This window comes from Polaribacter sp. YIW18 (assembly GCF_057219325.1).
The window spans coordinates 275177-301716 of record NZ_JBXVVE010000001.1 but is presented as its reverse complement, the minus strand read 5'-3'; the positions used below and the strand labels follow the sequence as shown (position 1 = coordinate 301716).

At 28.8% G+C, this 26540-nt stretch carries 33 protein-coding genes; 17 read left to right on the top strand and 16 right to left on the bottom strand.

Features of this window, described 5'->3' with window-relative positions; translation table 11 throughout:
* Positions 1–248 precede the first annotated feature (248 nt).
* Positions 249–476, top strand: coding sequence for a hypothetical protein (locus AC2D6T_RS01205; protein WP_484680184.1), 228 nt, complete (start codon positions 249–251; stop codon positions 474–476).
* Positions 477–480: 4 nt separating this feature from the next.
* Here AC2D6T_RS01205 and AC2D6T_RS01200 read toward each other — a convergent pair whose 3' ends face one another.
* From AC2D6T_RS01200 to AC2D6T_RS01190, 3 genes are all read right to left on the bottom strand, one after another.
* Positions 481–645: a hypothetical protein gene (locus AC2D6T_RS01200; RefSeq protein ID WP_438989337.1), complete on the bottom strand. Its 165-nt coding sequence runs from the start codon at positions 643–645 to the stop codon at positions 481–483.
* 67 nt (positions 646–712) lie between these two features.
* Positions 713–1213, bottom strand: a complete 501-nt coding sequence (locus AC2D6T_RS01195) for a hypothetical protein (protein ID WP_484680183.1) — start codon at positions 1211–1213, stop codon at positions 713–715.
* 2 nt (positions 1214–1215) lie between these two features.
* The gene (locus AC2D6T_RS01190; protein ID WP_484680182.1) at positions 1216–2055 is read right to left on the bottom strand and encodes a DUF5655 domain-containing protein; all 840 of its coding nucleotides are present in this window, start codon (positions 2053–2055) and stop codon (positions 1216–1218) included.
* A gap of 345 nt (positions 2056–2400) precedes the next feature.
* On the opposite strand from AC2D6T_RS01190, the gene AC2D6T_RS01185 reads away from it, so the two are divergent.
* Positions 2401–4293, top strand: coding sequence for a recombinase family protein (locus AC2D6T_RS01185; protein ID WP_484680181.1), 1893 nt, complete (start codon positions 2401–2403; stop codon positions 4291–4293).
* Positions 4294–4377: 84 nt separating this feature from the next.
* On the opposite strand, the gene AC2D6T_RS01180 is transcribed toward AC2D6T_RS01185, so the two are convergent.
* The 3 genes from AC2D6T_RS01180 to AC2D6T_RS01170 form a co-directional block, all read right to left on the bottom strand.
* Positions 4378–5106 carry an energy transducer TonB gene (locus AC2D6T_RS01180; RefSeq protein ID WP_347186842.1) on the bottom strand — a complete coding sequence of 243 codons (729 nt, stop codon included), beginning with the start codon at positions 5104–5106 and terminating at the stop codon, positions 4378–4380.
* Between the two features lie 135 nt (positions 5107–5241).
* Positions 5242–5847, bottom strand: coding sequence for an FAD-dependent oxidoreductase (locus AC2D6T_RS01175; RefSeq protein ID WP_298949816.1), 606 nt, complete (start codon positions 5845–5847; stop codon positions 5242–5244).
* Between the two features lies 1 nt (position 5848).
* Positions 5849–6430, bottom strand: coding sequence for a MarC family protein (locus AC2D6T_RS01170; protein ID WP_298949818.1), 582 nt, complete (start codon positions 6428–6430; stop codon positions 5849–5851).
* Positions 6431–6516: 86 nt separating this feature from the next.
* Between AC2D6T_RS01170 and AC2D6T_RS01165 the strand changes: the two genes are divergently transcribed.
* The 14 genes from AC2D6T_RS01165 (at position 6517) to tsaB (ending at position 17452) form a co-directional block, all read left to right on the top strand.
* Entirely contained in the window at positions 6517–7086 is a 570-nt protein-coding gene (locus AC2D6T_RS01165; protein WP_347186841.1) for a DUF3109 family protein, read from the top strand.
* A gap of 280 nt (positions 7087–7366) precedes the next feature.
* Positions 7367–8110, top strand: a complete 744-nt coding sequence (locus AC2D6T_RS01160; RefSeq protein ID WP_438989377.1) for an energy transducer TonB — start codon at positions 7367–7369, stop codon at positions 8108–8110.
* Between the two features lie 80 nt (positions 8111–8190).
* The gene (deoC, locus tag AC2D6T_RS01155; protein ID WP_484680180.1) at positions 8191–8940 is read left to right on the top strand and encodes a deoxyribose-phosphate aldolase; all 750 of its coding nucleotides are present in this window, start codon (positions 8191–8193) and stop codon (positions 8938–8940) included.
* A gap of 2 nt (positions 8941–8942) precedes the next feature.
* A complete protein-coding gene (locus AC2D6T_RS01150; protein ID WP_484680179.1) occupies positions 8943–9515 on the top strand; it encodes an acyltransferase in 573 nt (190 codons plus the stop codon).
* Between the two features lie 530 nt (positions 9516–10045).
* Complete coding sequence (gene cyoE / locus AC2D6T_RS01145; protein ID WP_484680178.1) at positions 10046–10948, top strand: heme o synthase; 903 nt, start codon at positions 10046–10048, stop codon at positions 10946–10948.
* A 10-nt stretch (positions 10949–10958) separates the two neighbouring features.
* Positions 10959–11543: a cytochrome c oxidase subunit 3 gene (locus AC2D6T_RS01140; RefSeq protein ID WP_484680177.1), complete on the top strand. Its 585-nt coding sequence runs from the start codon at positions 10959–10961 to the stop codon at positions 11541–11543.
* 57 nt (positions 11544–11600) lie between these two features.
* The gene (locus tag AC2D6T_RS01135; RefSeq protein ID WP_298949832.1) at positions 11601–12581 is read left to right on the top strand and encodes a cytochrome c oxidase subunit 3; all 981 of its coding nucleotides are present in this window, start codon (positions 11601–11603) and stop codon (positions 12579–12581) included.
* Positions 12582–12660: 79 nt separating this feature from the next.
* Positions 12661–12999, top strand: a complete 339-nt coding sequence (locus tag AC2D6T_RS01130; protein ID WP_298949834.1) for a cytochrome C oxidase subunit IV family protein — start codon at positions 12661–12663, stop codon at positions 12997–12999.
* A gap of 82 nt (positions 13000–13081) precedes the next feature.
* On the top strand, positions 13082–13735 hold the full coding sequence (locus AC2D6T_RS01125) for a hypothetical protein (protein WP_484680176.1): 654 nt from the start codon (positions 13082–13084) through the stop codon (positions 13733–13735).
* A 6-nt stretch (positions 13736–13741) separates the two neighbouring features.
* Positions 13742–14389 carry an SCO family protein gene (locus AC2D6T_RS01120; protein ID WP_484680175.1) on the top strand — a complete coding sequence of 216 codons (648 nt, stop codon included), beginning with the start codon at positions 13742–13744 and terminating at the stop codon, positions 14387–14389.
* A complete protein-coding gene (locus tag AC2D6T_RS01115; protein ID WP_484680174.1) occupies positions 14382–14945 on the top strand; it encodes a DUF420 domain-containing protein in 564 nt (187 codons plus the stop codon). The genes AC2D6T_RS01120 and AC2D6T_RS01115 overlap by 8 nt, the downstream gene beginning before the upstream one ends.
* The gene (locus tag AC2D6T_RS01110) at positions 14938–15159 is read left to right on the top strand and encodes a hypothetical protein (RefSeq protein ID WP_438989384.1); all 222 of its coding nucleotides are present in this window, start codon (positions 14938–14940) and stop codon (positions 15157–15159) included. Before AC2D6T_RS01115 ends, AC2D6T_RS01110 begins: the two co-directional genes overlap by 8 nt.
* Positions 15160–15341: 182 nt before the next feature.
* Positions 15342–16673: a TolC family protein gene (locus tag AC2D6T_RS01105; RefSeq protein ID WP_298949847.1), complete on the top strand. Its 1332-nt coding sequence runs from the start codon at positions 15342–15344 to the stop codon at positions 16671–16673.
* Positions 16674–16765: 92 nt separating this feature from the next.
* Positions 16766–17452, top strand: coding sequence for a tRNA (adenosine(37)-N6)-threonylcarbamoyltransferase complex dimerization subunit type 1 TsaB (gene tsaB, locus AC2D6T_RS01100; RefSeq protein WP_484680173.1), 687 nt, complete (start codon positions 16766–16768; stop codon positions 17450–17452).
* A 218-nt stretch (positions 17453–17670) separates the two neighbouring features.
* Here tsaB and kwaB read toward each other — a convergent pair whose 3' ends face one another.
* From kwaB to AC2D6T_RS01065, 7 genes are all read right to left on the bottom strand, one after another.
* On the bottom strand, positions 17671–18651 hold the full coding sequence (kwaB, locus tag AC2D6T_RS01095; protein WP_484680172.1) for an anti-phage protein KwaB: 981 nt from the start codon (positions 18649–18651) through the stop codon (positions 17671–17673).
* On the bottom strand, positions 18644–19228 hold the full coding sequence (gene kwaA / locus AC2D6T_RS01090) for an anti-phage protein KwaA (RefSeq protein WP_484680171.1): 585 nt from the start codon (positions 19226–19228) through the stop codon (positions 18644–18646). Before kwaA ends, kwaB begins: the two co-directional genes overlap by 8 nt.
* A gap of 181 nt (positions 19229–19409) precedes the next feature.
* Positions 19410–19991, bottom strand: a complete 582-nt coding sequence (locus AC2D6T_RS01085) for a hypothetical protein (protein ID WP_484680170.1) — start codon at positions 19989–19991, stop codon at positions 19410–19412.
* A gap of 12 nt (positions 19992–20003) precedes the next feature.
* A complete protein-coding gene (locus AC2D6T_RS01080) occupies positions 20004–21596 on the bottom strand; it encodes a hypothetical protein (RefSeq protein WP_484680169.1) in 1593 nt (530 codons plus the stop codon).
* Between the two features lie 437 nt (positions 21597–22033).
* Positions 22034–22609 carry a TIR domain-containing protein gene (locus AC2D6T_RS01075; RefSeq protein WP_484680168.1) on the bottom strand — a complete coding sequence of 192 codons (576 nt, stop codon included), beginning with the start codon at positions 22607–22609 and terminating at the stop codon, positions 22034–22036.
* Positions 22609–23046 carry a hypothetical protein gene (locus AC2D6T_RS01070; protein ID WP_484680167.1) on the bottom strand — a complete coding sequence of 146 codons (438 nt, stop codon included), beginning with the start codon at positions 23044–23046 and terminating at the stop codon, positions 22609–22611. Before AC2D6T_RS01070 ends, AC2D6T_RS01075 begins: the two co-directional genes overlap by 1 nt.
* Positions 23031–23573, bottom strand: a complete 543-nt coding sequence (locus AC2D6T_RS01065) for a toll/interleukin-1 receptor domain-containing protein (protein WP_484680166.1) — start codon at positions 23571–23573, stop codon at positions 23031–23033. Before AC2D6T_RS01065 ends, AC2D6T_RS01070 begins: the two co-directional genes overlap by 16 nt.
* A 465-nt stretch (positions 23574–24038) precedes the next feature.
* Between AC2D6T_RS01065 and AC2D6T_RS01060 the strand changes: the two genes are divergently transcribed.
* Positions 24039–24392 (top strand): toxin-antitoxin system YwqK family antitoxin, encoded by a 354-nt coding sequence (locus AC2D6T_RS01060; protein WP_298946332.1) that lies wholly within the window; start codon positions 24039–24041, stop codon positions 24390–24392.
* Between the two features lie 631 nt (positions 24393–25023).
* Here AC2D6T_RS01060 and AC2D6T_RS01055 read toward each other — a convergent pair.
* From AC2D6T_RS01055 to gcvH, 3 genes are all read right to left on the bottom strand, one after another.
* Positions 25024–25743, bottom strand: coding sequence for an energy transducer TonB (locus AC2D6T_RS01055; protein WP_438989636.1), 720 nt, complete (start codon positions 25741–25743; stop codon positions 25024–25026).
* Positions 25744–25807: 64 nt separating this feature from the next.
* Positions 25808–26089, bottom strand: coding sequence for a VanZ family protein (locus AC2D6T_RS01050; protein ID WP_438989635.1), 282 nt, complete (start codon positions 26087–26089; stop codon positions 25808–25810).
* Positions 26090–26147: 58 nt separating this feature from the next.
* Complete coding sequence (gcvH, locus tag AC2D6T_RS01045; protein ID WP_438989634.1) at positions 26148–26528, bottom strand: glycine cleavage system protein GcvH; 381 nt, start codon at positions 26526–26528, stop codon at positions 26148–26150.
* Positions 26529–26540: the final 12 nt, after the last annotated feature.

The window sequence follows — 26540 nt, the reverse complement described above, 5'->3', positions numbered from 1 at the left end:
AAGAATATATTCTTGTGCAAGTTGAATGGAATAGGAGGTTTCTTGTAACTGAGAGAATTACTTTTTTCTAAAAGGGTGGTCTGACCCGTTTTTATATCGGAGTCAATTTTTTTCTAGATAATATTGATAGATTGTTATAAGAATCATTTTTTAATCACATTAATTTTTGAAAAGTCAACATTAATTACTTGTTTATGTAATAGTGGGAACTATGATTTAATTTAATTTTGAATAAAATATTTCTTAAAATGAAAACAAACTCAACAATAGATTTAAAACTAGATAAAAAAATTTATTTCTCTAAAAAAGAATTTTTTCTTTATGAATTAAATAATAAAAATGAAGTCGTTAATTATACTCTAACAAATAATTTAAATCGATATATTAAAAAGTATAATTTCAAGTTTAAATCAGTTGATGAAATGAGGGTTTTAATAGATGAACAATTAGTTATTAATACTCATAAGATTATTTAATTATTTATCCTTTAATGATATTATTTCTAAACTCTTCATCATTTAACCTTTTTTTAAACTCTTCCATTGAAATAGGTTGAAATTTCGAAGAACCATCTCTTTTTGACCAGTATTTTAGAAATTTTTCATCATATTTTTCTTTTAATATTTTTAATTCTTCTTCAGTCATTTTTCTTTTTAGTTTAATTTATTTATCTCTTCTTGAATCAATTGAATTAATTCTCTCTGATTTTTTTTTATGAATAGTATAATGTTTCTTCGAATTCATTTTTAGGTTCTATCATACCAAAATCTAAAGTTCTATAAAGATTAGTTTTTGTGAGTTTCTGATACTCGTTCAAAACTTCCATCAATTTTGATTTTGAACCTTTTATATATCCTTTTGATTTATTTTTAAATTCACTCTCTTTTTTTCCGATATAATCAAAATTTTCTATCCATCTCCATTTACCTTTTACAAACTCACAATAGTATTCATCATATTCCCCAAATAGTTTAAGTAAATCTTTGTCTTTAGGAGTATATTCAAAATCAAAAATATCTTTTACTGAATTTAATCTTCTAAGGATATTTCTTCTTAAGATTGGTGTGAAAATTGGATTAGGTTGAGAGAACACACCCTTTACTCCAACCTCTTCTCCTTCTTCTCGATTTGATTTTAATACCCAATAAGGTTTTTTCTTGTCAATCTTTTCAGAACAAGTACATAGTTTGAATTTTCCATTAACATCACACATTTTTAACTTTTTGATTTGTATGATTGTTTTATAAGTAACATCACATAATCTATATCTGAATTAGAATCGAATTTAATTCTGTAACTAATTTGATTTCCACCAGAATTTAAGATTCTACTTCTCTTAGATGTAAGATTTTTATGGTCTTCTAAAGTAAGGAAATTCCTTGATTTACTTTTATCTGGATATATCGTACCACCTAAAATATCTATTAAAATGTGAGACTTTCGAAAATTGATATAACATACATTTGTACCTTCGAAACTCAAACCAATATAATGTCTTTTAGGTACAAATTCAACACCTCCTAATTCCAAAAGTTCTTCTTTTAACTCTATCCAAGATTCAAGAATATTTTTGTTCATTTTTGAAGTATGTTCATCTTCAGTATAAACTTTAACTTCTTTACTTACTTGAGAAATTGTTGAATTAGTTTTTGGATTCAAAGTTTCAATACTTTCTTTAGAGTTTGAACGATGTTCATTTAAAACAACAGTATCATTTGAATACCGTTTAATCTCCCATAGTTCAAAAGGTAAGCCTTTAAAATTTACACTATCTTTTTGATAAGAGTTAAATGAAGGTGAAACAAAGATGATTCTAGATTGTGACCAATCTACATCTTCCATTCTTAGAACTTTATTAAAGTATTGAGATAGTACTAATAAAAAATCCGATTTATTGTTTAGAAGTAATTGAAGGTATGTATATCCCTGGTCTATAACGGAATAACTTTTACCTTTTTTGTATTCAATAATTACAAATGAATTATTCTCTTCATCAAAACATAATGTATCTATCCTATACTTATCTACAGACAATTCTGATTGGATAAATTTCAAATTAAATACGGATTCAACATTTACTTCCACTAATGATTGGATATCCTTTTCTAATTTGAATGGAATTTGTTCAACCTCATTGAGATTGGTTTTATTTAATTTGAATAGTTTCATTTTCCTACTTCTTTATACATGAAATCTAATAACCATCAAATCCATTCCAAATAAAGGAGGATATTTCTTGGTGGTTACTCATAATTAATTTTTGAAGACAATATAGTCAAATTATGGAGTTTTTGAATACCATATTTAATTAAATATTTAGAATTTAATAGGTAAGATATTGTTTAAATAATTATTATAATTACATTTGGATAAATTAAATTTGTGTCAATCTTACCCCAAATGGAAAAAATAGGATTATTATATAGAGTTAGTTCAAAACCTCAAGAAACAGATGGAAGTTCTCTTGATGTACAGAGGGAAATAGGAATAAAAATATCAGAAAAATTAGGGTTAAAACCTCAAGAATTTAACGAAGGGGTTCAAAGTTCATTTAAAGTTGAAATAAATCAACGTCCGAAATTAGTTGAATTATTAGACGAAATTCAAAAACCTAATGGTATAAGAAAGGTTTGGGTTTTTAATACAGATAGGTTAGGTAGATATTCTCAATCTTGGTATTCTATTTTAAAAGTTTTTATTGATTATGGGGTTCAAATCTATATCGGAGATTCAACCAAACCATATGATTTAAATAACTCACCAGATAAATTAATGATAGGAGTATTATCCTTGATATCACAGTATGATAATGAGTTGAGAAGAATGAGAAGTATTATGGGAAAAAGAAACTCTCTTCGAAGTGGTAATACTTATCTTGGTTCAACAATTCCTTTTGGGTATACTGTAAAAAATAAGAAACTTAAAGAAAATGAAAAAGAGAGTTTCCACGTAAAAAAAATATTCACAATGTACAATCAAGGTAAAAGTACCATGGATATTAAAATGTATCTTGATAAAATACCTGATATTAAACCTCGTAGAACCAAATTAGGATGGAATTTAGGGACAATTCAAAAAATGATGAGGAACACAATTTATATTGGAACACAAGTTTGGAAGTGGGAAGAAAAACTTCCAAATGGTGATATAACTACTGTTGATGAAATAATTATTAAAACACCAAAACTGATTGAAAAAGAGTTATGGGAAAGTGTAAATCAAAAAATGAATTTACATCTTCAAAAAAGAAAGAAGAGTATTCCTACAGACCAAATTCTTGGAGGAACTATTGTGTGTAATGAATGTGGGTTGAGTTTATCTTATAGAAAAAGAGGAAATTCTCAACAGTACTATGGTAGATGTTCAGAATACAGTTGGAAACATAACAAAGATTACCTCGATAATAAAAAGAAGAATTACAATAAAACAAATTGTAAAATGAAGAGGAGTTTAAATATCGTTGAAACTGATGAAAAAATTCTTGATAAGATTATTGATATTATTACTAAATCATCGATTGTTAGAGAAAAATACAAAATAAAGTATTTATCCCCAAAATGGGATTCAGAAACTAAGAATTCTAAAAGGTTGGGAAGTATTAGATCACAATTACGAAATAAAAGGAGAGAATTAGAAAGTTTAGAAGATGAACAGATTCAGATTGAGTATGATGTTAGAACTAAAAAAATTAGTGAATCAATTGGAAGTAAACTTCGAGAAAAATTTAAAACTTCCATAGAAATAGTTCAAGAGGAAATTGATTTAATTAAGAATGAGGAGAGATTGATTTCAGAATCTAAAGGATGGGTAAACTGGATTTCAAAAATGGAAAAAGATGTAAAAAAAATTATGAATTCATCTTTAGAACAAAAAAGAGATTTTATAAATCGTAACGTTCAAAATATTAAAGTATTTTTTGATGAGAAATCAAAGGAACATGATATTACAATCAATTTTAGATTACCGATTGTTGGTGATGAACTGATTTATGACAAAAAAGGAATTATTAATGAAACTGGTTTTAAAGATTATAAAATTAAAGATGGAGATAGAACAGTAAACTTTAGATTTGAAAAACCAGTACAAATAAGAACCAAGTTAAATAAAGAGGTTCGTAAAGTTTTAAATGAAAGAATAATTCAACTTAAAGAAGTAGAGTTTTTATCTTTAAAAAACATTTGTGAAACATTAAATAAAGAGAGGTTACTAACTCCAACAGGAAAGAACTGGGATAAACCAAAACTCTCATCTTATTATCGAACAATTAAAGGAAAAACACCAAAAAAAGTATAAGGAGTAAGAGTAATTGTCACAACGAATTAAACTATTACAGTGGAATAACTAAAAAAAACCAGCTTTTTAAGCTGGTTTTTTTAATTACTCTTTTACTAAAAAAGTAATAGGTAAACTGTAACTAACTGCTACCGGTTTGTCTCTTTGTTTACCAGGAGTCATTTTTGGTAAAGAACTTATAATTTGTTTTACTTCTTTTTCTAAAACAGGATGTGGTGCTCTTGCTTTTACATCAACAACATGTCCCTTTTTATCTATTCTAAAAACAACATACAAACGTTTTTTACCATTGCTTAACCCTAATTCTTGAGATAAGTTTACATCAAATTTTTTACCAAAAAATTGAGTTATTTTTTTTGTAAAACAATCTCTTAACTGTTTATTATTTCCTTTACATCCAGGATAAACAGGTACACTTTCTATCATTAAAAAAGGAATATCTTCTTCTATCTCTTCCTCTTCTTCTATTTCTACAATCTCTCTTACATCAACAACTACAGCATCAGTTTCATCAGTTTCTGTAGATTCGATAACGGTTTCTTCCACTTTTAATTCGTCTTCTACAACCTTTATTTTTTCTACTATTGATGGTGTTTGTTTTGGTGGTGGTGCTGTTTTAATTTGTACAATTGGTATGTCTTCCTTGATATCTTCTGTCATCGAAAATTCGCCTAAACTTTGCACCTCGTTATTCTCGTAAGTTTTATGCTCTACCAAACTGTAAATTATAAATAGCGTAAGTACTAACCCTAACTCGAAAAAAATCTTGCTAAAGTTTTCCATTTGAAACTTTGGGTTTTTTTTAATTTGCATGATATACGTTTTATAGGTTCTAAAAAATTAAACTATTTAAAAATAGTCTTGTCAATATCTTTATCTGATACGTCAATAAAGTTTTTAAGACACTATAAAAGTAAAACTAAGTGTAGGTTTAAAATATGACTTTCATCATACTTTATCATGCACTTTGGTATGTATATTATTGTTCCATAAAGTTAAAATATCTGTAGCAACACTAGCACCACTTCCAGCTGCAATTGCAAATTGACTACGCCAGCCAGCAATAGTACCACAACAATATAAACCACTTTTTATAACGTGATTTTTGTTTTGTAACTGAATTCTATTTTTTGATATGTTGGCTTTTTTATGTGGAATCACATATTCTTCTAAACCTTTAATAGTAAAAGGCTTAGAGTAGTTTAATGCAACAACAATATTTTTAGAGAAATAGGTGTTTTTGTTTGAAGTAACTTTATAGCCATTGTCAGTACTTTCTATAGACAGTACTTTTTCTGTATTCATTTGATTAATATGAGGATACAGGTCTGTTAATTGTTTTTTACCTTCTTTAAGAATAGTACTCCCCAATTTACCAGGGCTTAACCCTAACACGTTATTAAACAACGCATTTTGTAAATGAGATGCTTTTTGGTGCATAAATATTCCAATTTTTTTATCGGTTGCAAAGGCTTTTTCTTTTGCAGAACCTAAAACCAAGGCACACTGCATACCAGAAACTCCACCACCAATAATTAACACATCAAAACTCATATTAAAACAACATTTTTATATTGGCTGCAAATAATTTTACAGCTATAGCCAGTAAAATGACACCAAAAACTTTTCTAATTATTTGTATACCTGTAGCACCAATCAAACGCTCTATTTTAGATGATGTTTTTAATACCATGTAAATAACGAGTACATTTAAAAAAACAGCTACAATAATATTTTCTATGGCAAATTCTGCTCTTAAAGATAGCAAAGTTGTTAAACTACCAGGACCCGCTATTAAAGGAAATGCTAATGGAAAAACAGTAGCGGTTATAGTTCCAGAATCTGCATCGTCTTTATAAAGTGTAATACCTAAAATCATTTCTAAAGCAATAAAAAATAAGATAAACGAACCTGCAACAGCAAAAGAGTTTACATCTATCCCTATAAAACTTAACAAGCTTTTTCCTAAAAATAGAAAAAATACCATAATAATACCAGCAATTATAGAAGCCTTTTCAGATTGAATATGACCTACTTTTTTACGTAAATCTATAATAATAGGTATGTTTCCTATAATATCTATTACTGCAAACAAGACCATAAATGCAGTTAAAATTTGTTTTAGATTAAATTCCATATATGTTTCTATTTTTTTTGCAAAATTAGCCAACTAACTTTAGCTTTCTGTAAAGTTAAAGAAAAAAAATATACTATTTTTGCCACATGTTTCAGTTAGGAAAAACAATAGTTTCAGAAGATATTATAGAAAAAGATTTTGTCTGTAATTTATCTGCGTGCAAAGGGGCATGCTGTATAGATGGTGAAGCTGGTGCGCCTTTAGATAAAGAGGAAACCAAAATTCTAGAAAAAATATATCCGAAGGTAAAACCTTTTTTAAGAAAAGAAGGAATTGCTGTTATAGAAAAAGAAGGTACTTGGGTAACCAGTGAATGGGGAGAGTTAGAAACCCCTCTAATAAAAGGCGCAGATTGTGCTTATGTTATTTTTGATGAAAAAAACACAGCGCTTTGTGCTATTGAAGAAGCCTATAACCAAGGTGAGATTGATTGGAAAAAACCAGTTTCTTGCCATTTATACCCTGTAAGAGTTAAAGATTATACCGAGTTTGCTGCTGTAAATTACCATAAGTGGGAAATTTGTGATGACGCTTGTTCTTTAGGGAAAGAGCTACAAGTACCTGTTTATAAATTTGTAAAACAAGCTTTAATTAGAAAGTTTGGAGAAAATTGGTATGCTGAATTAGAAAAAGTTGCAGAAAAGCATTTAAAATAAATAAAATTTCAATATTATTTTAGGTCCTAAACTTTTATGAGAACTGTTTTTTAAATCATAATACCACTTATACCTTATTTAGTACCATTTATACATTTTTAAATTTTAATTAGAGATAAATTTTGTAAATTTGATTACAATTTCGGGGGAAATTACGAAATGAATTAGAAAAATTAGTTAAGATTAATGTCTTAATTAAAAAAAGCATCACTTTTTAGTGATGTTTTTTTATGGCACAAACTTTGTTTTAGTAAAGTCTTAATATTAAAACTTTCTAATTATGAAAAACCTAAAAAAACTACCAACCAAACAATTAGAAAAGTTCTCTAACATTTTTACCCAGTTAGGTCTTGTATTAGTGCTCTTTATAGTGTACATAACTTTAGAGCACGAGACTCCTCAAAAAACGATTGCTGTTTTAAATACAAAAAATAACACCACAATTTACATGATACCCGATGAAACTATTTTGTTTCAGAAAGAGAAAAAAGTGGTTACTACTCCAGAAGTACTACAACCAAAAGTATTTATACCAGAAGAAGTGGTAAAGGCAGAAAACCATGTACCAGAAACCCTTATAAATACTAAAGATGATGAGCCAGTAATTCTAACTCCAGATGAATTGGTAACTGTAGAGATTCCAGAAGATGACGAACCTACAGAAGGTGATGTGCCTTTTATGATGATAGAAGATGCACCTGTTTTTAAAGGATGTGAAGGTTTGTCAAAAGAAGAAAACAAACGTTGTTTTGATAAAAAGATGAAACAATTTGTCCAAAGAAATTTTGATGTAGAATTAGCCAATGAAATAGGTTTAAATGCAGGCAAATACAAAATACAAACGCAGTTTATTATAGATGACAAAGGAAACGTAATAGACATTCAAATTAGAGCACCACACCAACGTTTAGAAAAAGAAACCAACAGATTAATAAAAAAGTTACCCAAATTTACGCCTGGTAAACAAAGAAATCAACCTGTAAAAGTTAGATATACACTCCCTATTGCATTTAGTGTTCAATAAAGAACACAATAAATTATAAAGCGCAACCATTTGGTTGGGCTTTTTTTTACTTGCATAGTAGATTTTGTTACTTTTGTAAAATGAGAATTTGTCAATTTTTAGACGCAACTTATTTAAAAACAGCTGTACAAGCCCATATTTCTGAACAAGAAAATTTACAAAACGTAATAACACTTGTAGAAGAAGCTATAACTTATAATTATAAGTTGGTTATGATTCGTGCTAAATACATACCAACAGTAAAAAAACTGTTATTAGATGCAAAATCCGATGTATTAATTGGTACCGTTATTGGTTTTCATGAAGGTACCTATAGATTATCAGAAAAATTAGAAGAAGCACAAAAAGCAATAGATTTAGGGGCAGACGAGTTAGATTTTGTAATAAATTACCAAGCCTTTAAAAATGGAAATGTAAAGCTTATTACAGAAGAAGTGATCCAAGGCACAAAACTATGTCTAAAAAACAATAAAGTTGTAAAATGGATTATTGAAGTTGCAGCACTTACAAACAAAGAAATAATTGTAATTTCACAATTGATAAAAAGAATAGTTTTACAAAATTTTGGAGAAGAAAATGCAAAAAATGTATTTGTAAAATCGTCTACAGGTTTTTTTAAAACGGCTAATAATTTACCAAATGGAGCTACTTTAGAGCGCATTAAACTAATTTCTAAAAACGTAAAACCATTACAAGTAAAAGCTGCTGGTGGTGTTAAAGACTACGAAACTGCTTTAAAAATGATTGCCCTAGGTGTAGATAGAATTGGCACATCATCATCAAAAGAAATAATTAGCAAACAACCCAATACAAACCCAATAGATTACTAATTTTGAAAGACTTTTTTGCACACGAAACTGCTGTTATAGACCCAGATTGTAACATTGGTAAAGACACTAAAATATGGCATTTTAGTCACATAATGTCTCATGCCATAATTGGCGAAAGCTGTAATATTGGGCAAAACGTGGTGGTATCTCCAAAAGTAACTTTGGGAAAAAATGTAAAAGTGCAAAACAATGTTTCTATTTATACAGGCGTTATTTGTAAAGACAATGTTTTTTTAGGTCCTTCTATGGTATTTACGAACGTAATTAATCCACGTAGTGCTATAAAAAGACAAGACCAATATTTAGAAACTATTGTCGAAAAAGGAGCAAGTATTGGTGCCAATGCAACCATTGTTTGTGGTAATAATATTGGAGAATATGCATTTGTAGGTGCTGGAGCAGTTGTTATTAAAGAAGTATTGCCTTATGCTTTGGTGGTCGGCAATCCATCGAAACAAATTGGTTGGGTGAGCCAATATGGTCATAGATTACATTTTAACGAAAATGGTATTGCAACTTGTAAAGAAAGCCAACAAAAATATCAACTAAAAAATAATACAGTTATAAAACTATAGGAGACTAAAAGTATATGTTTCCAATTTTATTACTTCCATCACTCTTTTTTGCAAAAAAAAGACACTCTCTGTTTATGATGTGTGTAATGGCTTAAACATTATAGCCATAGAAGTTTAATTTTAAAACAAAAAAACTTTTTTGCAGGTTTTATTTATAGAATATTTTTGCCAGAAGTATTTAAAATCACTTTTTGAAAAGGAAAAAACATGTTGTTTTTTGTTACTATATCGGCATATTTGTTAAAAAGACACTTATATATTTAAAATTTTAATTATTTTAAGATAAAATATCATAATATATGATTATATTTGTAGTGTGATACTTTTAAAGTGTCACACTTTTTCTTTTTCATAGCAATTTTCCCACTCAATTAATTGAGTGGGTTTTTTATTTATATACACTTTCTACTTAGAAAATGTTAAAATTGGTTCTATCTAAATGTTTTTATAAAAAGTATGCTAACAAAAGCACATTAAAGCTATGGTAAATTCATAATTATCAAATATCTTTGCAAGCTAATTGTGGTAAAATGAATACAACAGTTATTTCAGACAAGAAAACATCTATGCAAACTATTATTTCAGATTTTAAACAACTTACCAAAGTTGGTCTGTCTTTAAGCGTTGTATTTTCTTCTATTGCAGGATATCTTTTGGCAGTAGAAACCATAAATTATTTTATTCTTTTTTTATTAGCCTTAGGTGGTTTTTTTATGGTGGGTGCTTCTAACGCATTCAATCAAATTATAGAAAAAGATACAGATGCTATTATGCAACGTACAAAAAATAGACCGCTACCAACAGGCAGAATGTCTGTAAATACTGCCCTTTTTGTTGCCATTACATTTACAATTTTAGGCATTTCAATTTTATATAGTATCAACCCAAAATCTGCATTGTTTGGTGCCATATCTATATTTTTATACACAAGTGTATATACACCATTAAAGGCAATAACCCCATTAACTGTTTTTGTTGGTGCAATACCAGGCGCAATCCCTTTTATGTTAGGTTGGGTTGCAGCTACCAACAATTTTGGTATTGAGGCAGGTTTTTTATTTATGATTCAATTTTTTTGGCAATTTCCGCATTTTTGGGCTATTGGGTGGTTACAATATGAAGAGTATAAAAAAGCAGGCTTTAACATGTTGCCAATGGGCAAAAAAGACAAAGGCGCTATCAAACAAATTATATTTTATACCATTATAATGATATTGGTATCAATAGCGCCAGCATTAAAAGTGTCTGGAGATTTTTATATTTATCCAGCAACAGCAGTAATAGTTGCTTTTTTAGGACTAGTAATGTTGTATTATGGGGTAAAATTGTATAAAAGTGAACAAAATATAGACGCAAGAAAATTAATGTTGTCTAGTGTATTATACATAACTGTTGTACAAGTTATTTATGTAGTAGATAAATTTTTACATTAAAAAAATTAAGATGGAAGAACAAACATTACAACAAGAATTAACAGTTGCTAGAAAAAAATCTGCAAAACCTATGTTATGGGTTTCTATGATAAGTATGGTAATGTTTTTTGCAGGCTTAACTAGTGCCTATGTAATTAGTATGAAAAGAGATGACTGGGTAACTTTTGATTTACCAGATGCATTTTATATGAGTACTATACTTATTGTATTAAGTAGTATAACACTTATTTTATCGCAAAGATTTTTAAAACAAGATAAAAGACAAATTTCTTTAGTATTGGTAATTGTAACCTTAATTTTAGGAATTGCTTTTATTTGGCAACAATATGTAGGCTTTAACGAACTTAAAAATGCAGGCTTGTATTTTACAGGCCCAGGCAGTACAGTATCAACATCATTTATAATTGGTATAACGTTAATGCACGTTTTACACCTTATTGCTGGGGTATTTGTACTTTTTATTGTTATTTATAATCATTTTAAATATAAGTATAAACCAAATGATTTACTAGGGTTTGAACTTGGTGCAATCTTTTGGCATTTTGTAGATGTACTATGGATTTATCTATTTTTCTTTTTCTATTTTATTAGGTGATGAAAAATGATTAATTTTGCACAACTATTTTTAATATTCAATTAATAGAAAATTTTTATGGAAGCAAATATTGCTGTACCAACTGACAAAAAAGAAACCTGGGGTGGAGGTGGTGCTAGACCATTTGGCGCTAGCTATGGTAAAATGATGATGTGGTTTTTTATTCTATCTGATGCATTAACCTTTTCTGGTTTTTTAGCGGCTTACGGTTTAACACGTTTTAAGTTTATAGACTCTTGGCCTATTGCAGATGAGGTTTTTACACACGTACCTTTTGTACATGGAGATTACCCAATGATTTACGTTGCAATTATGACTTTTATCCTAATCTTTTCATCTGTAACAATGGTATTGGCGGTAGATGCTGGTCATCAAATGAAAAAAAATAAAGTAGCATGGTATATGTTTGCAACCATTATTGGTGGTATTATTTTCGTAGGCTCACAAGCGTGGGAATGGAATACTTTTATCAACGGAACTTATGGGGCAGTTAAGACTACAGATGGTAAAGTGTTGCAATTTGTAAAAGACGGTAAGCAAATAGCACTAGCAGATTTTGTTACAGGAGATAGAACAGATGCTTTAGAAACACATAATAGAACAAACGGACTTTGGTGGGAAAGTGGAGAAACTGTTTCTACATATTCTGTAGACCAAGTGGTTAATGCCTACAAAGCAAATCCTGCAATACAAGTTAGAACAGAGTTAATCGATTTAGATAAAAAGCAAAAAACAATTCTTTCTAGAGAAAAAGGAGCAGCAGAATTAGCCAAAGCAAAATTAGTTGTAGAAGGTGCTAATTTAGAAGTAAACGAATATGGTAATACCATTTTTGCAGATTTCTTTTTCTTTATCACAGGTTTTCACGGTTTTCACGTACTTTCTGGTATTGTAATTAATATTATTATATTTTTTAATGTAATTTTAGGTACTTACGAAAGAAGAGGCCATTACGAAATGGTAGAAAAGGTTGGTTTATATTGGCACTTTGTAGATTTAGTTTGGGTATTTGTATTTACCTTCTTCTACTTAGTATAAAAGAAATTCCCATGAAATTTCATGGTTTCCTATAAAATGACTTTCCTGTAAAACCAGGAATCAATAAAAAACAGTAAAAATGGCACACGCACAAGAATCAAATACAAAAAGAATCTGGATAGTCTTCGGTATTCTTTCTATAATAACTTTAGTAGAGGTTTACTTAGGTATTATTAAACCAGAAGCATTACACTTACATGGTCCAGGTACAAGCTGGTTAAATTGGATTTTTATCATATTAACTTTAGCAAAAGCATATGGTATTGCATGGGTGTTTATGCATTTAGAAGGAGAAAAAAAATGGTTTAGACGCTCAATTGTTTGGTCAGCCGTTTTTCTAATCATCTACCTTGTAACCTTATTATTAATAGAAGGAGGTTATTTATACGACACATTATCACCACTTGTAAACTGGTAAGATATATTTAAAAAGGTGGTTTTAACCACCTTTTTTTTTTGGATTTAATTTGTTAAAAATAGGTTAAAATACATTTATAAATATGAAATTTATTAGTAAAAAAAGAATAGTACTATTCTTGTTATTTATTTTTCCGTTGTTGTTTTACCTAGTATTATCTTCAGGTATTAATAACTTTGCAAAATTACCTATTGTAACCAAAAATATTACAGATATTGCTTTAATAGACAGTAGTAAAAAAGTGCAATTTAAAAATAATATCTCTGTAGTTTGTTTTTTAGGTGATGATATCAGCAATATAAAAGGGGGTGTATTTAATTTAAATCAAAAAATATATAAACCTTTTTACGGTTTTAAGAACTTTCAAGTAATTGCTATTTATCCTAAAGATAAAGAAGCAGAGGTACAACAACTCAAAAAAGAAGTTGGTGCATTTACAAACATGGTAAAATGGAAGTTTGTAGCAAGTTCAGAGGAAGAAATTATCGCATTATACGAAAGTTTTAATATTAATGAAAGCTTACATAATTTACAAGCATCTAAAGCATTTATCGTAGACAAAGAAGTAAATTTAAGAGGTAGAACAGATGATAAAGACCAAAAAGACGGTTTGCTTTTTGGGTATGATATGAATTCTGTAGCTATTTTAAAAGATAAAATGAAAGATGATGTTAAAGTACTCTTAGCAGAGTATAGATTGGCATTAAAAAAGAATGATGCAGATAGACAAATATAACGTTAAATGAAAAAAAAATATTCTTACGTAGGTATTGCGTTTATTATTCTTTTGTTTGGTATTTACACAATACCAAAAGTTGTAGATCGTTTTAAAAATTCTAATGATTTGGTAACATTTAATAAAGTACCAGATTTTGAATTTGTAAATCAAGAAGGTAAAACAATAAGCAACAAAACTTATTTTGGTAAAGTATATGTTGTTGAGTTTTTTTTTGCAACCTGTCCAACTATTTGTCCAATAATGAATCAGAAAATGTTAACCATTCAAGATGATTTTTTTGGCAATCCAAATTTTGGAATCGCTTCTATTTCTATAACACCAGAAATAGACACACCAAAATCCTTAAAAGAGTATGCAAAAAACAACGCAATTACCCATAAAAACTGGCATTTACTAACAGGTAAAAGTGATGATGTAGTTTATGAATTGTCTAACAAAGGTTTTAAATTGTACGCAGGTAAAGGTGATAAAGCACATGGTGGTTTTGAGCATTCTGGCCTATTTGCTTTGGTAGATAAAAAGGGTTACATAAGATCTAGAAGAGACCAGTTTGGCAATCCAATAATGTACTATAGAGCCTTAGAAGAACAAGGTTTTCCAGATCAAATAAAAGAATTAAAAGAAGACATAAAAATTTTATTAGATGAGTAATACCGAGAAAAATTCAGAACAAGTTTTAGCGCAAGAAAAAAAGTATAAAAAAATAATTACAGCACTTTCTATAGTAATTCCACTAGCAGTTGCAGGTTTGTTTGGTATAAATTTAAGAAAGTTAGGTTTTAATGTAGAACCACTAACTTTTTTACCGCCTATTTATGCAACAATAAACGGTCTTACAGCAGTTTTATTAATTGCTGCAGTTGTGGCTATAAAAAAGGGAAATAGAAAATTACACGAACAATTAAATACAACAGCTATTGCTTGTTCTTTACTGTTCTTAGTAATGTACATAGCTTACCATATGACTTCAGACTCAACAACCTTTGGTGGGCAAGGGATTGTTAAATATGTGTATTATTTTATATTGATTACTCATATTATATTATCTGTAATAGTTATACCTTTTGTTTTAATAACCTATATGAGAGCAAAACTGGGTAAGTTTCCAGCACATAAAAAAATAGCTAAAAAAACTTTTCCAATATGGTTGTATGTAGCTGTAACAGGTGTTGTAGTTTATATAATGATTTCTCCTTACTATGCTTAAAAAGAAACTAATTTTAGGGTTATTTTTTATAGTACTTTCTTCAAAGACTACTTTTTCTCAATGTGCCATGTGCAAGGCAGTAGTAGAAAATGGAGATGTTTCTATGGCAGAAGGAGTTAATAATGGTATTACGTATTTAATGGTATTTCCTTATTTATTAATTGGCGTTTTGTTCTATTCAATTTACAGATATAATAAGAAAGTTAAAAATTAACATTCCAATAAGGTCAAAAAGACTGTAACAAATTTTAGTTTTGGTCGTCTTATAAAAACGAACAAAGGTAAAAGTCTTCTTTTTTTGATTAAAAATGAGCTGTTTTTATAGTGCTAAGTAATTTTCTTTTGTTGATATAACAGTAAAAAACATCAACCAAAACAATATAAAAATTAAATATTTTGAAAACCAAACTTCTTTTATTTGTAGCATTTATTACATCAATTGCTACTTATTCTCAAAAACAATGGACGCTTAAAGAATGTGTAGATGAAGCTTTAAAAAAGAACATTACTATACAGCAGAACAAGTTAAGTTTAGAATTAGCAAAAAAAAATGTAGCCATTACAAAAGGGAATTTCTTACCAAATTTAAATGGTAACACAGGTGGTAACTTTAACTTTGGTACTGGTTTTGACCCTGTATCTCAAGATAGGGTAAACACTAGTTTTTTCGGAGGATCTATGAATTTGAGTTCTGGTATTACCCTTTTTAACGGTTTTAGAAATACAAACACATACAAACAAGCACAGTTGGGTGTAGAAACAAGTTTGTACGATTTAAAACAAATAGAAAACGATATTTCTTTAAGAGTTTTAAATACCTATTTAAACGTATTATTTGCAAAAGAAAACCTAGAAGTAGCCAAAATACAAGCAGAAATTAGTAAAAAGCAAATAGAAGCAGCAGATGCCAGGTTTAAAGCAGGTGCCATTGCAAAAGGAGATTTATTAAATTTCCAATCTACAGCAGCAAACGACTTGCAAAATGTGGTAGCGCAAGAAAATGCATTGGAATTAGCTTTGTTAAATTTAGCACAATTATTACAAGAACCCGCAGAAAATTTTGATGTAGCTCCTATTGAAGTTGCTAAGCCTTCTGCAAACTTATTGTATACAAACTCTTCTGTGGTTTATCAAAAATCTTTAACCTCTATGCCACAAATTGCGAGAGCAAAGTTAGATATAGAAAATTCAGATTTTAATATAGAAATTGCAAAAAGTAGTTTTTACCCAACTTTAACAGCATCTGCAGGTTTATCTACCAATTATGGTTTTAATTTAAACTTACCAAATGGCGCTAGTAATCCAGATTTTGGTTCTCAGTTAGAAGATAATTTTGGTTATGGTTTTGGTTTTAATCTTAGCATCCCCATCTTTAATCGTTTTCAAACAAAAAACAGAGTTGCACAGTCTTACATTAATAAAGAGGTTTCAGAAACTAGATTAGAAAACCAAAAGTTACAATTAAAACAAACTATAGAACAAGCTTTTTTAGATGTTAAAACCGCTTTAAAAACCTATGAAGCTGCAAAAATATCTTTAGAAGCACAAAATGAGGCTTTTAAAAATGCACAAGAACGTTACAATTATGGAGCCATGACGTTGTTTGATTTTGACTTGGTAAGAACACGCTTAGTAAATGCAGAGGCTGCAATGATACGTTCTAAGTACGATTATGTATTTAAAACAAAAGTATTACAGTTTTATTCTGGTGAGTTGGTATTCGACTAAAAAAAGCATTTATAAATAAAGAGGCTGTTTTAATGAAGTTTAGACAGCCTCTTTCTTTTTTGGGAAATAGTATCTTTGTAAAAAATTATATTTTGGCAATTATTTTAAACATAGAAACCGCTACAAAAAACTGTTCTGTAAGTATCTCAGAAAACGGAGCTATTATCGCAATTCAGGAATTGAATAATGGCAATTACTCTCATGCAGAAGTTTTACATCCTTTTATAAATAATATTTTAAATGAAGCCAATATAGATTCAACTTCAATAGACGCCATAGCCGTAAGTAAAGGCCCCGGTTCTTATACAGGCTTAAGAATTGGAGTTTCTGCTGCAAAAGGGCTTTGTTTTGCCTTAAACAAGCCGTTAATTTCTATTGATACATTAACTTCTTTATCTCATGCAATAACTATAGAGCGTGGTTTTATGGTACCTCTTTTAGATGCAAGAAGAATGGAGGTATATGCAGCTGTTTTTAATCACCAAAACCAGAAAGTTAGAGATACAAAAGCAGAAATCATAGAAGATACTTCATTTTTAGAATATTTAAAAGATCACAAAGTTTATTTTTTAGGTGATGGCGCTGCAAAATGCAAACCTATAATTACTCATAAAAATGCTGTTTTTATAGACGATAAATTTCCATCTGCCAAAGAAATGGCACAGTTGTCTTTTTTTAAGTACAATAAAAGCGACTTTGAAGATGTCGCTTATTTTGAACCCTTTTATTTAAAAGACTTTGTGGTTGTGCCAGAAAAAAAGAAAAAACCTGTTTTTTAAACTGTATATTTTATTCCCTTTTTTTGACATTCCCTAAATTGAGTGGTTATTGAATGACTCTTTCCTTGTACAAATGACTACCAACTGTTTTGTATATGAAAAGTAGTAGAATAAAAATTCAATTACTTTCAGTTTAAAAACAAAGATATCAGAAAAGCACAAACTTTGTAGTTTGCACTTAAACCGCTATTACTTATACACCGTGTTATATGCAGGCATTACTCATTTTCATTGTTTTCTGCATCGTTTTCTTCTTCAACTTCAATTCCATCTTTTGCTAAACTATCGTAATAGAGCTTAGTAAGTTCAGAAGTTAGTAAGTCGTCATTTAATATTTTAATCAGCAAATCCTTAGATACCCTTGTGTCTAAATTAAATTGAGTTCCATCTTCGCTGTATCTCATTTTTCTTTTAGTTAGTGGATGTTGTTTAGAAAAGATTATAATGCTTGCATTCGGGATATTCATTTTAATAACAGGTGAATTTTTAGCAACTTTTGTTAACTTTCTTGCAAAGCTGACATCAGTTACTAATTCTCGAAGACTTTCGATATTTTGAATTAATGCCATTTGACTAATAACATCTAAGCTTGCCGTAGCTTCTCGTGTTATAACATCGTGGAAACCAAAACTTTTTTCAATTGAATTTAAGTCTGTTATTATTATTTCCTCATTGACTCTCAAAACTTGAAACCTAGCGGTAATTCTTAATAATTGGTCTTCAAATCTCTCTAATCTTTGATTGGCTCTTTTTAATATATGTCCTCCTCTTCCAATAACTTCTACAGGGGATAATTTTTTATACAGACTGACTTCATTCTCATTATCAGCTAAGACAATAATAAGAGATTTAATAGAAGCTAAATTACTATCGTTAAAGTTGAAGTTTTGAAGATTATCATTGCCTATAACATTTTCTAATAATTCTAATTCTTCTGGTACTTCTAAATCATACTCGTAAAAACATTTTCCACGCTCGTCAGCATCAGATAATTTTAAAACAGAATAATCATCTTTTTCTATTATGAGGGAATTAATTCCATCCACGAATATTTGCCTTAATTCGGGTAAGTCATCTCCTCTTATGTCCAATTTTCTTGGTTCTGCAACATCCTCAATGTTTGCATAGATAATTATTTGAAGCTCTCCGTCTGGATTGTTGACAAAATTGAGCGACTGGTCTAATTCAGCTTTAGTCATTGGCATTTATTTTTGAAGCGTAGTAAATTCGCTCGTCTAATTTGAAATATTTTATTCTGTCATTTAGTTGTAGTTTGTTTTTGGTAATCAAGATTTTTTCAGTTCTGATTTCCCCTTTTCTAAACTCTCCCGAAATTTTATAAATTCTAAAACCTAAAATTGCCAATGTAGGATTGGCGTAAAATAAGTCTGTTCTTATGTATATTAGTCCAATAACAAATAAAATGATTGTAAAAGTTAGAATATATCTTAGGTTTTCAAACTGAAAGCATACAAGTGGTATAATATAAGTTGTTAAGAAAGTTAGATGTTCATAATCTATATTTTCTATTTCTGTAATTTTTAATGATAATTCGGGTGTTCCTTTCATTTGAAACCGAAAGTCAAAAAACGAGATGAAACCGATTGCAAGGGCGATGATACAAAACAGAGGAATAATATTTGATTTAAACAAATAAGTCCATCCTACAAATTCACATTCTTCTCCAAGACAAAATGGCATTTTTGCTGTTATGATTATTATCAATAAAAATAATAACCAAAGAGAGAGAAAGAATAATCCGATTTTTCTTGTCATTCAGTTTTTTGTTTTTGCGATTTTGTTGGTTCAGCTTGCATATAACGGTTGGGTATATGAAAAGTAGCAGAGTAAAAATGCTATTACTTTCAGTTTAGCAATAAAAATAACAGAAAAGCACAAACTTTATAGTTTGCTCTTAACTGCTATTTTTTATATGCCGTGTTATGCCACGTTATTGTTAGAATTTCAAGCCTAAACTAACTCCAAATGATTTAACAGTTAATGAACGAGGTATTTCATCTGTCAAATTTAACAAAGGTTTTGATCCATCTAACTTAAAATAGTTTTGTTCAAAAAAAAGATTTCCAACAATGTCAAAATTGCCTCTTTTTTTAATTGGAAAACCTAATCCCAATCTTAAATTATTTCCACTTTTAAATTTTTCTTTATTTAAAGTGAAATTATTAGCATCTTGTAAATAAATATAAACATTATCTCTATCCACAAAATAAAACCTTAAAATTCCACCTAATTTAATAAGTGAAAGTTTTGGATTTGATTGTGTTTGCATTCCACCTACAATACCTATAGACATTTTTTTGAATAAAAAATAGTTGTAACTTGCTTGAATTCCAAAAGAGTTTAATAAAAATCCATCATCTTTTATTTCTGCTTCTTTTATTCTATTACTACTATCATTATAGAAATAATCTTTTTTGTTAGGAAAAATAAAATCTAATTCTATTGACGTTTCCCACTTGCTTTGAGAGTGAACACAAACAAAACAAAATATTAAAATTGTAGTTAAATATAATTTCATAATATTATAAATTTATCTTATCATTCTATTTCCTTTCCAAGTACTTCCTTTTCTTGCCATACCGTAAAAGTCAAGTTCATAATGGGTATAATCTCTAAATGGAGCACTAGAAGGCCCAACACTAAAACTAGAACCTCCAGAACCATCAAGTAATTCAGTATAACCTATTTTAAAACTCAAATCGGAATAAAATTTATGTTTTATTTTATTAGTGTTTGTTGCTTTAAATCTATCGGCAAAATATATTACTTCAATTTCACTATCGCTCTTTTGATATGTTACAACAAATTTTTTATTTGAATTATTAGATATGTTACTTTGCAAAAATTTGGCACCAGCCGTATAAAGTGCTTTAATATTAGATTCTGTATAAATTGTGTTTCCTGTGGTTAAATTTATATTAATATCCCCTAATATAGGCACTCTAGGTATGTATATGTTTAAAATATCATCATCATCAAAATCAAGAAAAGGAATTCTATTTTTAGTTACATTAAGAGAAGTATTTACGAAAGTATTAGATGCATTTGGTTTTACATAAAACTTTGTGCTATACATATAAATTGGAGCTTTTCCAAAATTAGAAAATAATTGAGGATGAGAAAAAGAGTTAATTTCAGGCTCTGGTCTTTTATATTTTAGATAAATTTTATTGATTCCTAAATGGATTTCGTCAGAATCTGTTGCCCACCATATCCAAAATCGTTTTTTTTGAGTTTTCGTTTGAATACCTGCTGAAGCATAAATTAACCATTTTTGATCCCAAAATTCTGTTTTTATTCTGTTTCTACTATTATAATAATTAGTACAGTAATAACTTTTACCAAAGATGTTTTGAAACCAGTTATCACTGCCCTGACATATTGGTAAACTGGAGATGATTTGTTGTAATTTTTCATCTTCTGATAAACTACTTCCACTAGAACCTCCACCATTATTTCCACCACCAGAACCGCCGCCACCATAACAATCATCTTCAATAGGTCGGATATACCTCGAAATTCTTTCATCAATTCTAGACACACCTCCATACATTTCTCTTTCTTGACAGGGAGAAATTCTATTAGCCGAAGTTGATTTTGCACTTATTCTATTTGCTTGTTCGTTACTTTCCTTAAAGAAGTTAAATAAATGCGTTGAATCTTTTACATGGGTAAAGAAAAGCCCCTTTTCTTTCGTAAACTTATAAAGCGTATCTTTTACAATTATTTCATTGTTTTCATTTACAAGAGAAGCTAGCAAAGGGTCAGCTATAAATTCTTCCTCATTGTCTTCATCTTCTGTACTTGTAGTTTTACTAAAAGAATTAGATGAAGATTTATGTAATTTACTCTTTTGAATAATTTCTTCTGAAAGTCTAGCTTGTAATTGCTCGTTTTCAGAATTTACAATTGGTTTATGAGAACGAAAACCTCTTTCGTAAAGTTTTTCAAACTCTTTTTCTACATTTTCTATTTCATCATTTTGAAAATCCTCTATGGTCGTTTTTAAGGATTCTTTTGATGAAAAGATAAATCTCCCATTTTCGACAGTTTTTTCAACTATCGCTTCGGGTTGATTACTCTCTAAGTTGTTCAATTCTAATTCATTTTGACAGGAAGTCAAAATTAGAATGAGAATTAATATGATTTGATATTTATATATTTTCATTTCAATTAATGTTTAGGGGAAAAATCTTTTTCATTAGTTTAGACTTTTCTGAGTTAATAAAATTTTCTTTTTCTACTCTTTCGATTTTCGATAACTCGTTTTACTTTTTCTTTTATTTCGGTTTCAACTCTCACATTTCCGATTTTGGATGGTCAGTCCGTTTTCGACCATAATTTTTTAATGTGGCATAACGGTCTAGTATAAGAAAAGTAGGGCAGTTGTAAGCGATACTTTTCGGATTAAGCTAAAGCCGAATTTTTAAATTTTGTTAATTCTCTTTTATGTTTTTAATTATACCAAATTTAAAAATTTGGCGACTTGGCAAATAGACACAGACCTCTCGATTAAGCACTTTTTGCCCTATTTTTTTATACATTGTTGGCAGTAGGCTTTTATTCAACCCACTCCGTAAATTTATTATATCCATCGTCATCAATCCAATCATAAATTTTGTAATCAGTCGATAGTCTATATATCTTATTTCTATATTTTGCGTCAACTTCTTTCACTGTCCAACCTTCTAAATCTGGATATTTTATCCACTTCTTGTTTATGTAATCGTGTAGATTAATTTTTTTACCGTTTTCAGAAAAGGAATAACCTAAATAGTAAAGTGGATTTGAGCCTTTAGATTTTGTTTTTCCGTCTTTTCCTTTAATTCCGTTAATGTGAACCGCAAAAATGTGATTACCACTTTTCATACTTTGCATTATTTCATAACTAACCCATTTTCTATTGAAGGTATCTGAACCAACCAAAACACAAGTGTTAGAGGTATTCTTTATAGCTCCATTTATAAGACGTTTTAGAGCTATATTTCCCTCTTTTTTTGCTTTTTCCCATATAGAAGCATCAAAATAACCCGCAGATTCTCTGTTTGGTTTAAGACGCCAATGGTTTCTTACTACATTCGCTCGAAAATCAATAATATCTTGATAATGAAAACTAAAAAATACTCTTTTTGCCATTAATTACATTTTAAATAAAAGTAGACTGCTGTTAATCCAATTGAAATAAATAGATATAACGGACACATTGTATTGGAAAACAAAACATTAATGAATTTGTATTTACCTCCTTTATATAAATCTGGTCTCATTTCCATATCTTTTATTTCTTGTGGTTCCTTAGACACACCTGCTACATCATTGTAAAGACCTCTGAATTTTCTTTCAAGTTGTAAATAATAGGAATCTAAAAACCAAAATAGAATTGTTGGTATAATACCAATCCAAATGAATTCTAGATTATTGTTAGAAGCATAAACAGCTAGTAAAGCAGAAACAATAGTAACAGTTAAACCCTTTATTTGAAAAGAATTGGTATTATGTCTTGTAATAATATTTTGTATAAACTCAAGATGTTTAATTTTCTCTTCTTTCATAATATCTATGATTTTAACCATTCAGGAAGGTTTTTTAAATCTCCATTTGGATATTTAATAAAAAATGCATTTGGTGTCGAATCACTTTCGTAGATGTAAGGGTAAATTTGTAAGTATTCTGCTCCAGTATAATCCGAATAAGTGTTTTTAATTGGTAGTATTGCTATATGATTTATATACTTTTCAGCATCTCCGTGACCGAGTTCCCAATTACACCATTTTGAAGTGATTGCACCTTCTGTAGCTAAAAATATAAACTTCCTATTTTCTTTAATTTTTTGTTTAATTCGATTAGCCGTAATTCCGCTTGTAGTTTTAGGCATTCCATCATCCAACCAATCTACATAAATTTCAACTCCAAACTTTTTTAAAAAACTAATTGCACTATCTAATTCCTCAACTTCATCGTGTTTGTGAGATAGAAAAATAGTTACTTTACTATACTTGCTTTCCGACTTGAATTCAAGTAAACTTTCATTAATAGTTTTACTATAGTAGCGATTACTATTTCTGTAGGTTGTTAGTTTGGATTTTGATATTATGCTCATAGTTTTTTCAGCTTACTGCCAACTCTTTATAAACAAATAAAAAATTGTTATATCCCGTTTATAAAGTGGGTTATCTTTTCTCTTGTAAAAATAAACCCTAAAAACGATGTTGTCAATCCCTGAATTCAGGGATATTTTGGCATCCCTGAATCCAGGGATATTTATCCCTGAATTCAGGGATATGAAGTTTTTAATAACTTGATAATTAAGGTTTTATATTTTGGTGTTTTTTATGCAAAAAAAGAAGGTTTAAAAAATGAAAAAGCTAGAAAAAGAAATTTTAGTTACTAATATTTATAGCTTAATACCATAATATATATTTAATTTTTGTCTTTTCTAAAGTTGAGTAAATCAGATTTTTGTCTTATTATTTTTTAATGTTAATTTAATGTTACCAAAATGTTTGTAAATTGTTATAAAATTTATATATTTGTAACTATAATGTAAACCCTAAAAATAAAAATTATGAAAAATTTACTTACAATAGCTGTTTTTTGTATTGCTGCAATAGGATATTCTCAAGAAACTAAAAATCCTACTTTTGAAGCAGAGGGTGATTTAGTAAAAGCTACTTATTATTACGAAGACGGTGCTATTAGCACACAAGGATATTTTAAAGATAAAAAGCTTACAGGAAAATGGACTCGCTTTGATAAAAAGGGAAATAAAACGCAATTAGCGTTTTACAAAGAAGGAAAAAAGACTGGTAAATGGTTTATTTGGTCTGATGATTCCCTAAAAGAAATTACTTACAATAACAATAGTATAGAAAACGTAAATTTATGGAAATCTGATACTAAATTAGCATCCAATAAATAAACGAAACGAAATTATCATTAAAAAAACTCCAGACAATTAGTTTGGAGTTTTTTTGGGTTTAAATATCACTAATATTTATCTTAAAGCAATGATATTATTCGTTTCTATGTGGTTGTATTATTTTGATTATTTACAAGGATTATTATCTCAAAATCGCTATTATTGCTCGTGAAAGTATGTTTTATCTCGTTGTTATCTTCTATAATAAACAAACTTTAGCAATACCATCTTCAATTTTTATCAAAAGATTTCCCAATTAATTTTCCATAAGCATTTTAGGTGATGCATTTTTTGTAAACACTATTTTCATTGGCGTTTATACTTTTTCTTAATTGATTTACATAGATCACATAAGAGTAGGGTAACTCTTAAATATAATCAAAGTTATTTTATTACCTGCATCCTTATTAGATGACTTGTTGGTTTAAAAAAATATATAAAATGTCTTTAGTTTGATTTGGCGCTATTTTAAAATTCGTATTTCCAAAGGATTTTATTTGTTTTATCTGGTTGATTGCATTTATAAGTAATACAATTAGTAAAACTAATACTATTTATTACCTATTAGAATTTAAAGCAAAAAAAAAGCTTAGAGAATTTCTAAGCTTTTTTTAAATTTAATATTTTTTTGTTATTCTACTAATAAAGAGAAAGGAATGTTGTAGCTAACGCCAACTGGTTTTCCTCTTTGTCTTCCTGGTTTCATTTTTGGAAGCAACTTCATTACTTTAATAACTTCTTGTTCAATTTTTGGGTGTGGTCCTCTTGCTCTAACATTTACAATATTACCTTTATTATCAATTTTAAAACCAATAAAAACTCTTTTTTTACCTGGTGATAAACCTAACTCATTTGGCAAGTCTACATCAAATTTTCTTGAGAAGTGTTTTTGCACTTTTTTATTAAAACAGTCTTTTAATTGACTTTTATTTCCCTTACAGCCAGGAAATACGGGAGAGTCTTCAATAATCATAAAGTTTACATCCTCTACAACTTCTTCTTCCTCTACAATCTCTACAATTTCTTCTACTTCTACGGCTTCTGTTTCGTCTGTTTCTGTAGATTCAATAACTGTTTCTTCTACTTCCTTCTCATCTTCAACAACTTCAATTTTTTCTGGAGTTGGTGGTGGTGGCGTTTTTGGTTTTACGGGTTCTACTCTTTCAGTAATTGGAATTTCTTCTTCCATTTCTGCATTCATATTTACAACACCTAAGTCTCCAATAATTTTATCGTACGTTTTCTTTTCTATTGCAGCATATGTTACAAATAAAGCCAATACTAGACCTATTTGTAAAAATATTTTACTGTAATTTTCTAAGTTCGATTTTGGGTTTTTCTTTATTTCCATGTAAAAGAGTTTTAAATAGTTCGCTAATTTAATTAAATTATTGAGTTAAATACAAGTCTTTTTGTTAATTAAGCAGATTTTTTTTAGAAATCTGATTAAAAAACAATAAACCAATAATTACGCCTATAGAATTTGCAACTACATCTAAGGAATCTCCTGTTCTATAATTTGTTACTGTGCTTTGTAAAATTTCAATAATTATGCCAAAAATTATGCAACCAAAAACAATAAAGTATTTATTTGTTTTTTTATAAAGTGCAAACAACCAGCAAATTGCTAATGTAAAATAAGCAAATGTGTGCTGCCATTTGTCTAAGTGGTTAAATTCCACATCGTATTTTGGCATTTTTATTAAACTTAAATAGAGAATACTAATGCTTACCAAAATGGCAATTATAAAAATTTTATCCTTCAATAAGGGTTTTATATGCTTCTGCATCTAATAAATCATCTATTTGAGAACTTTCAGAAATTTCTAGTTTAATCATCCAACCTTTATTATAAGGATCTGAGTTTACTAATTCAGGTTCGTCTTCTAGAGCTTCGTTAAATGCTGTTACTTCTCCAGTTAAGGGCATAAATAAATCAGAAACTGTTTTTACAGCTTCTACAGAGCCAAAAACTTCACCTTCTTCTACAGTATCATCTAAGGTATCTACATCTACATAAACAATATCACCTAACTCACCTTGTGCAAAGTCTGTAATACCCACTGTTGCAATGTTGCCTTCAATTTTAATCCACTCGTGGTCTTTTGTATATTTTAATTCTGCTGGAATATTCATTTTTAATTTTAT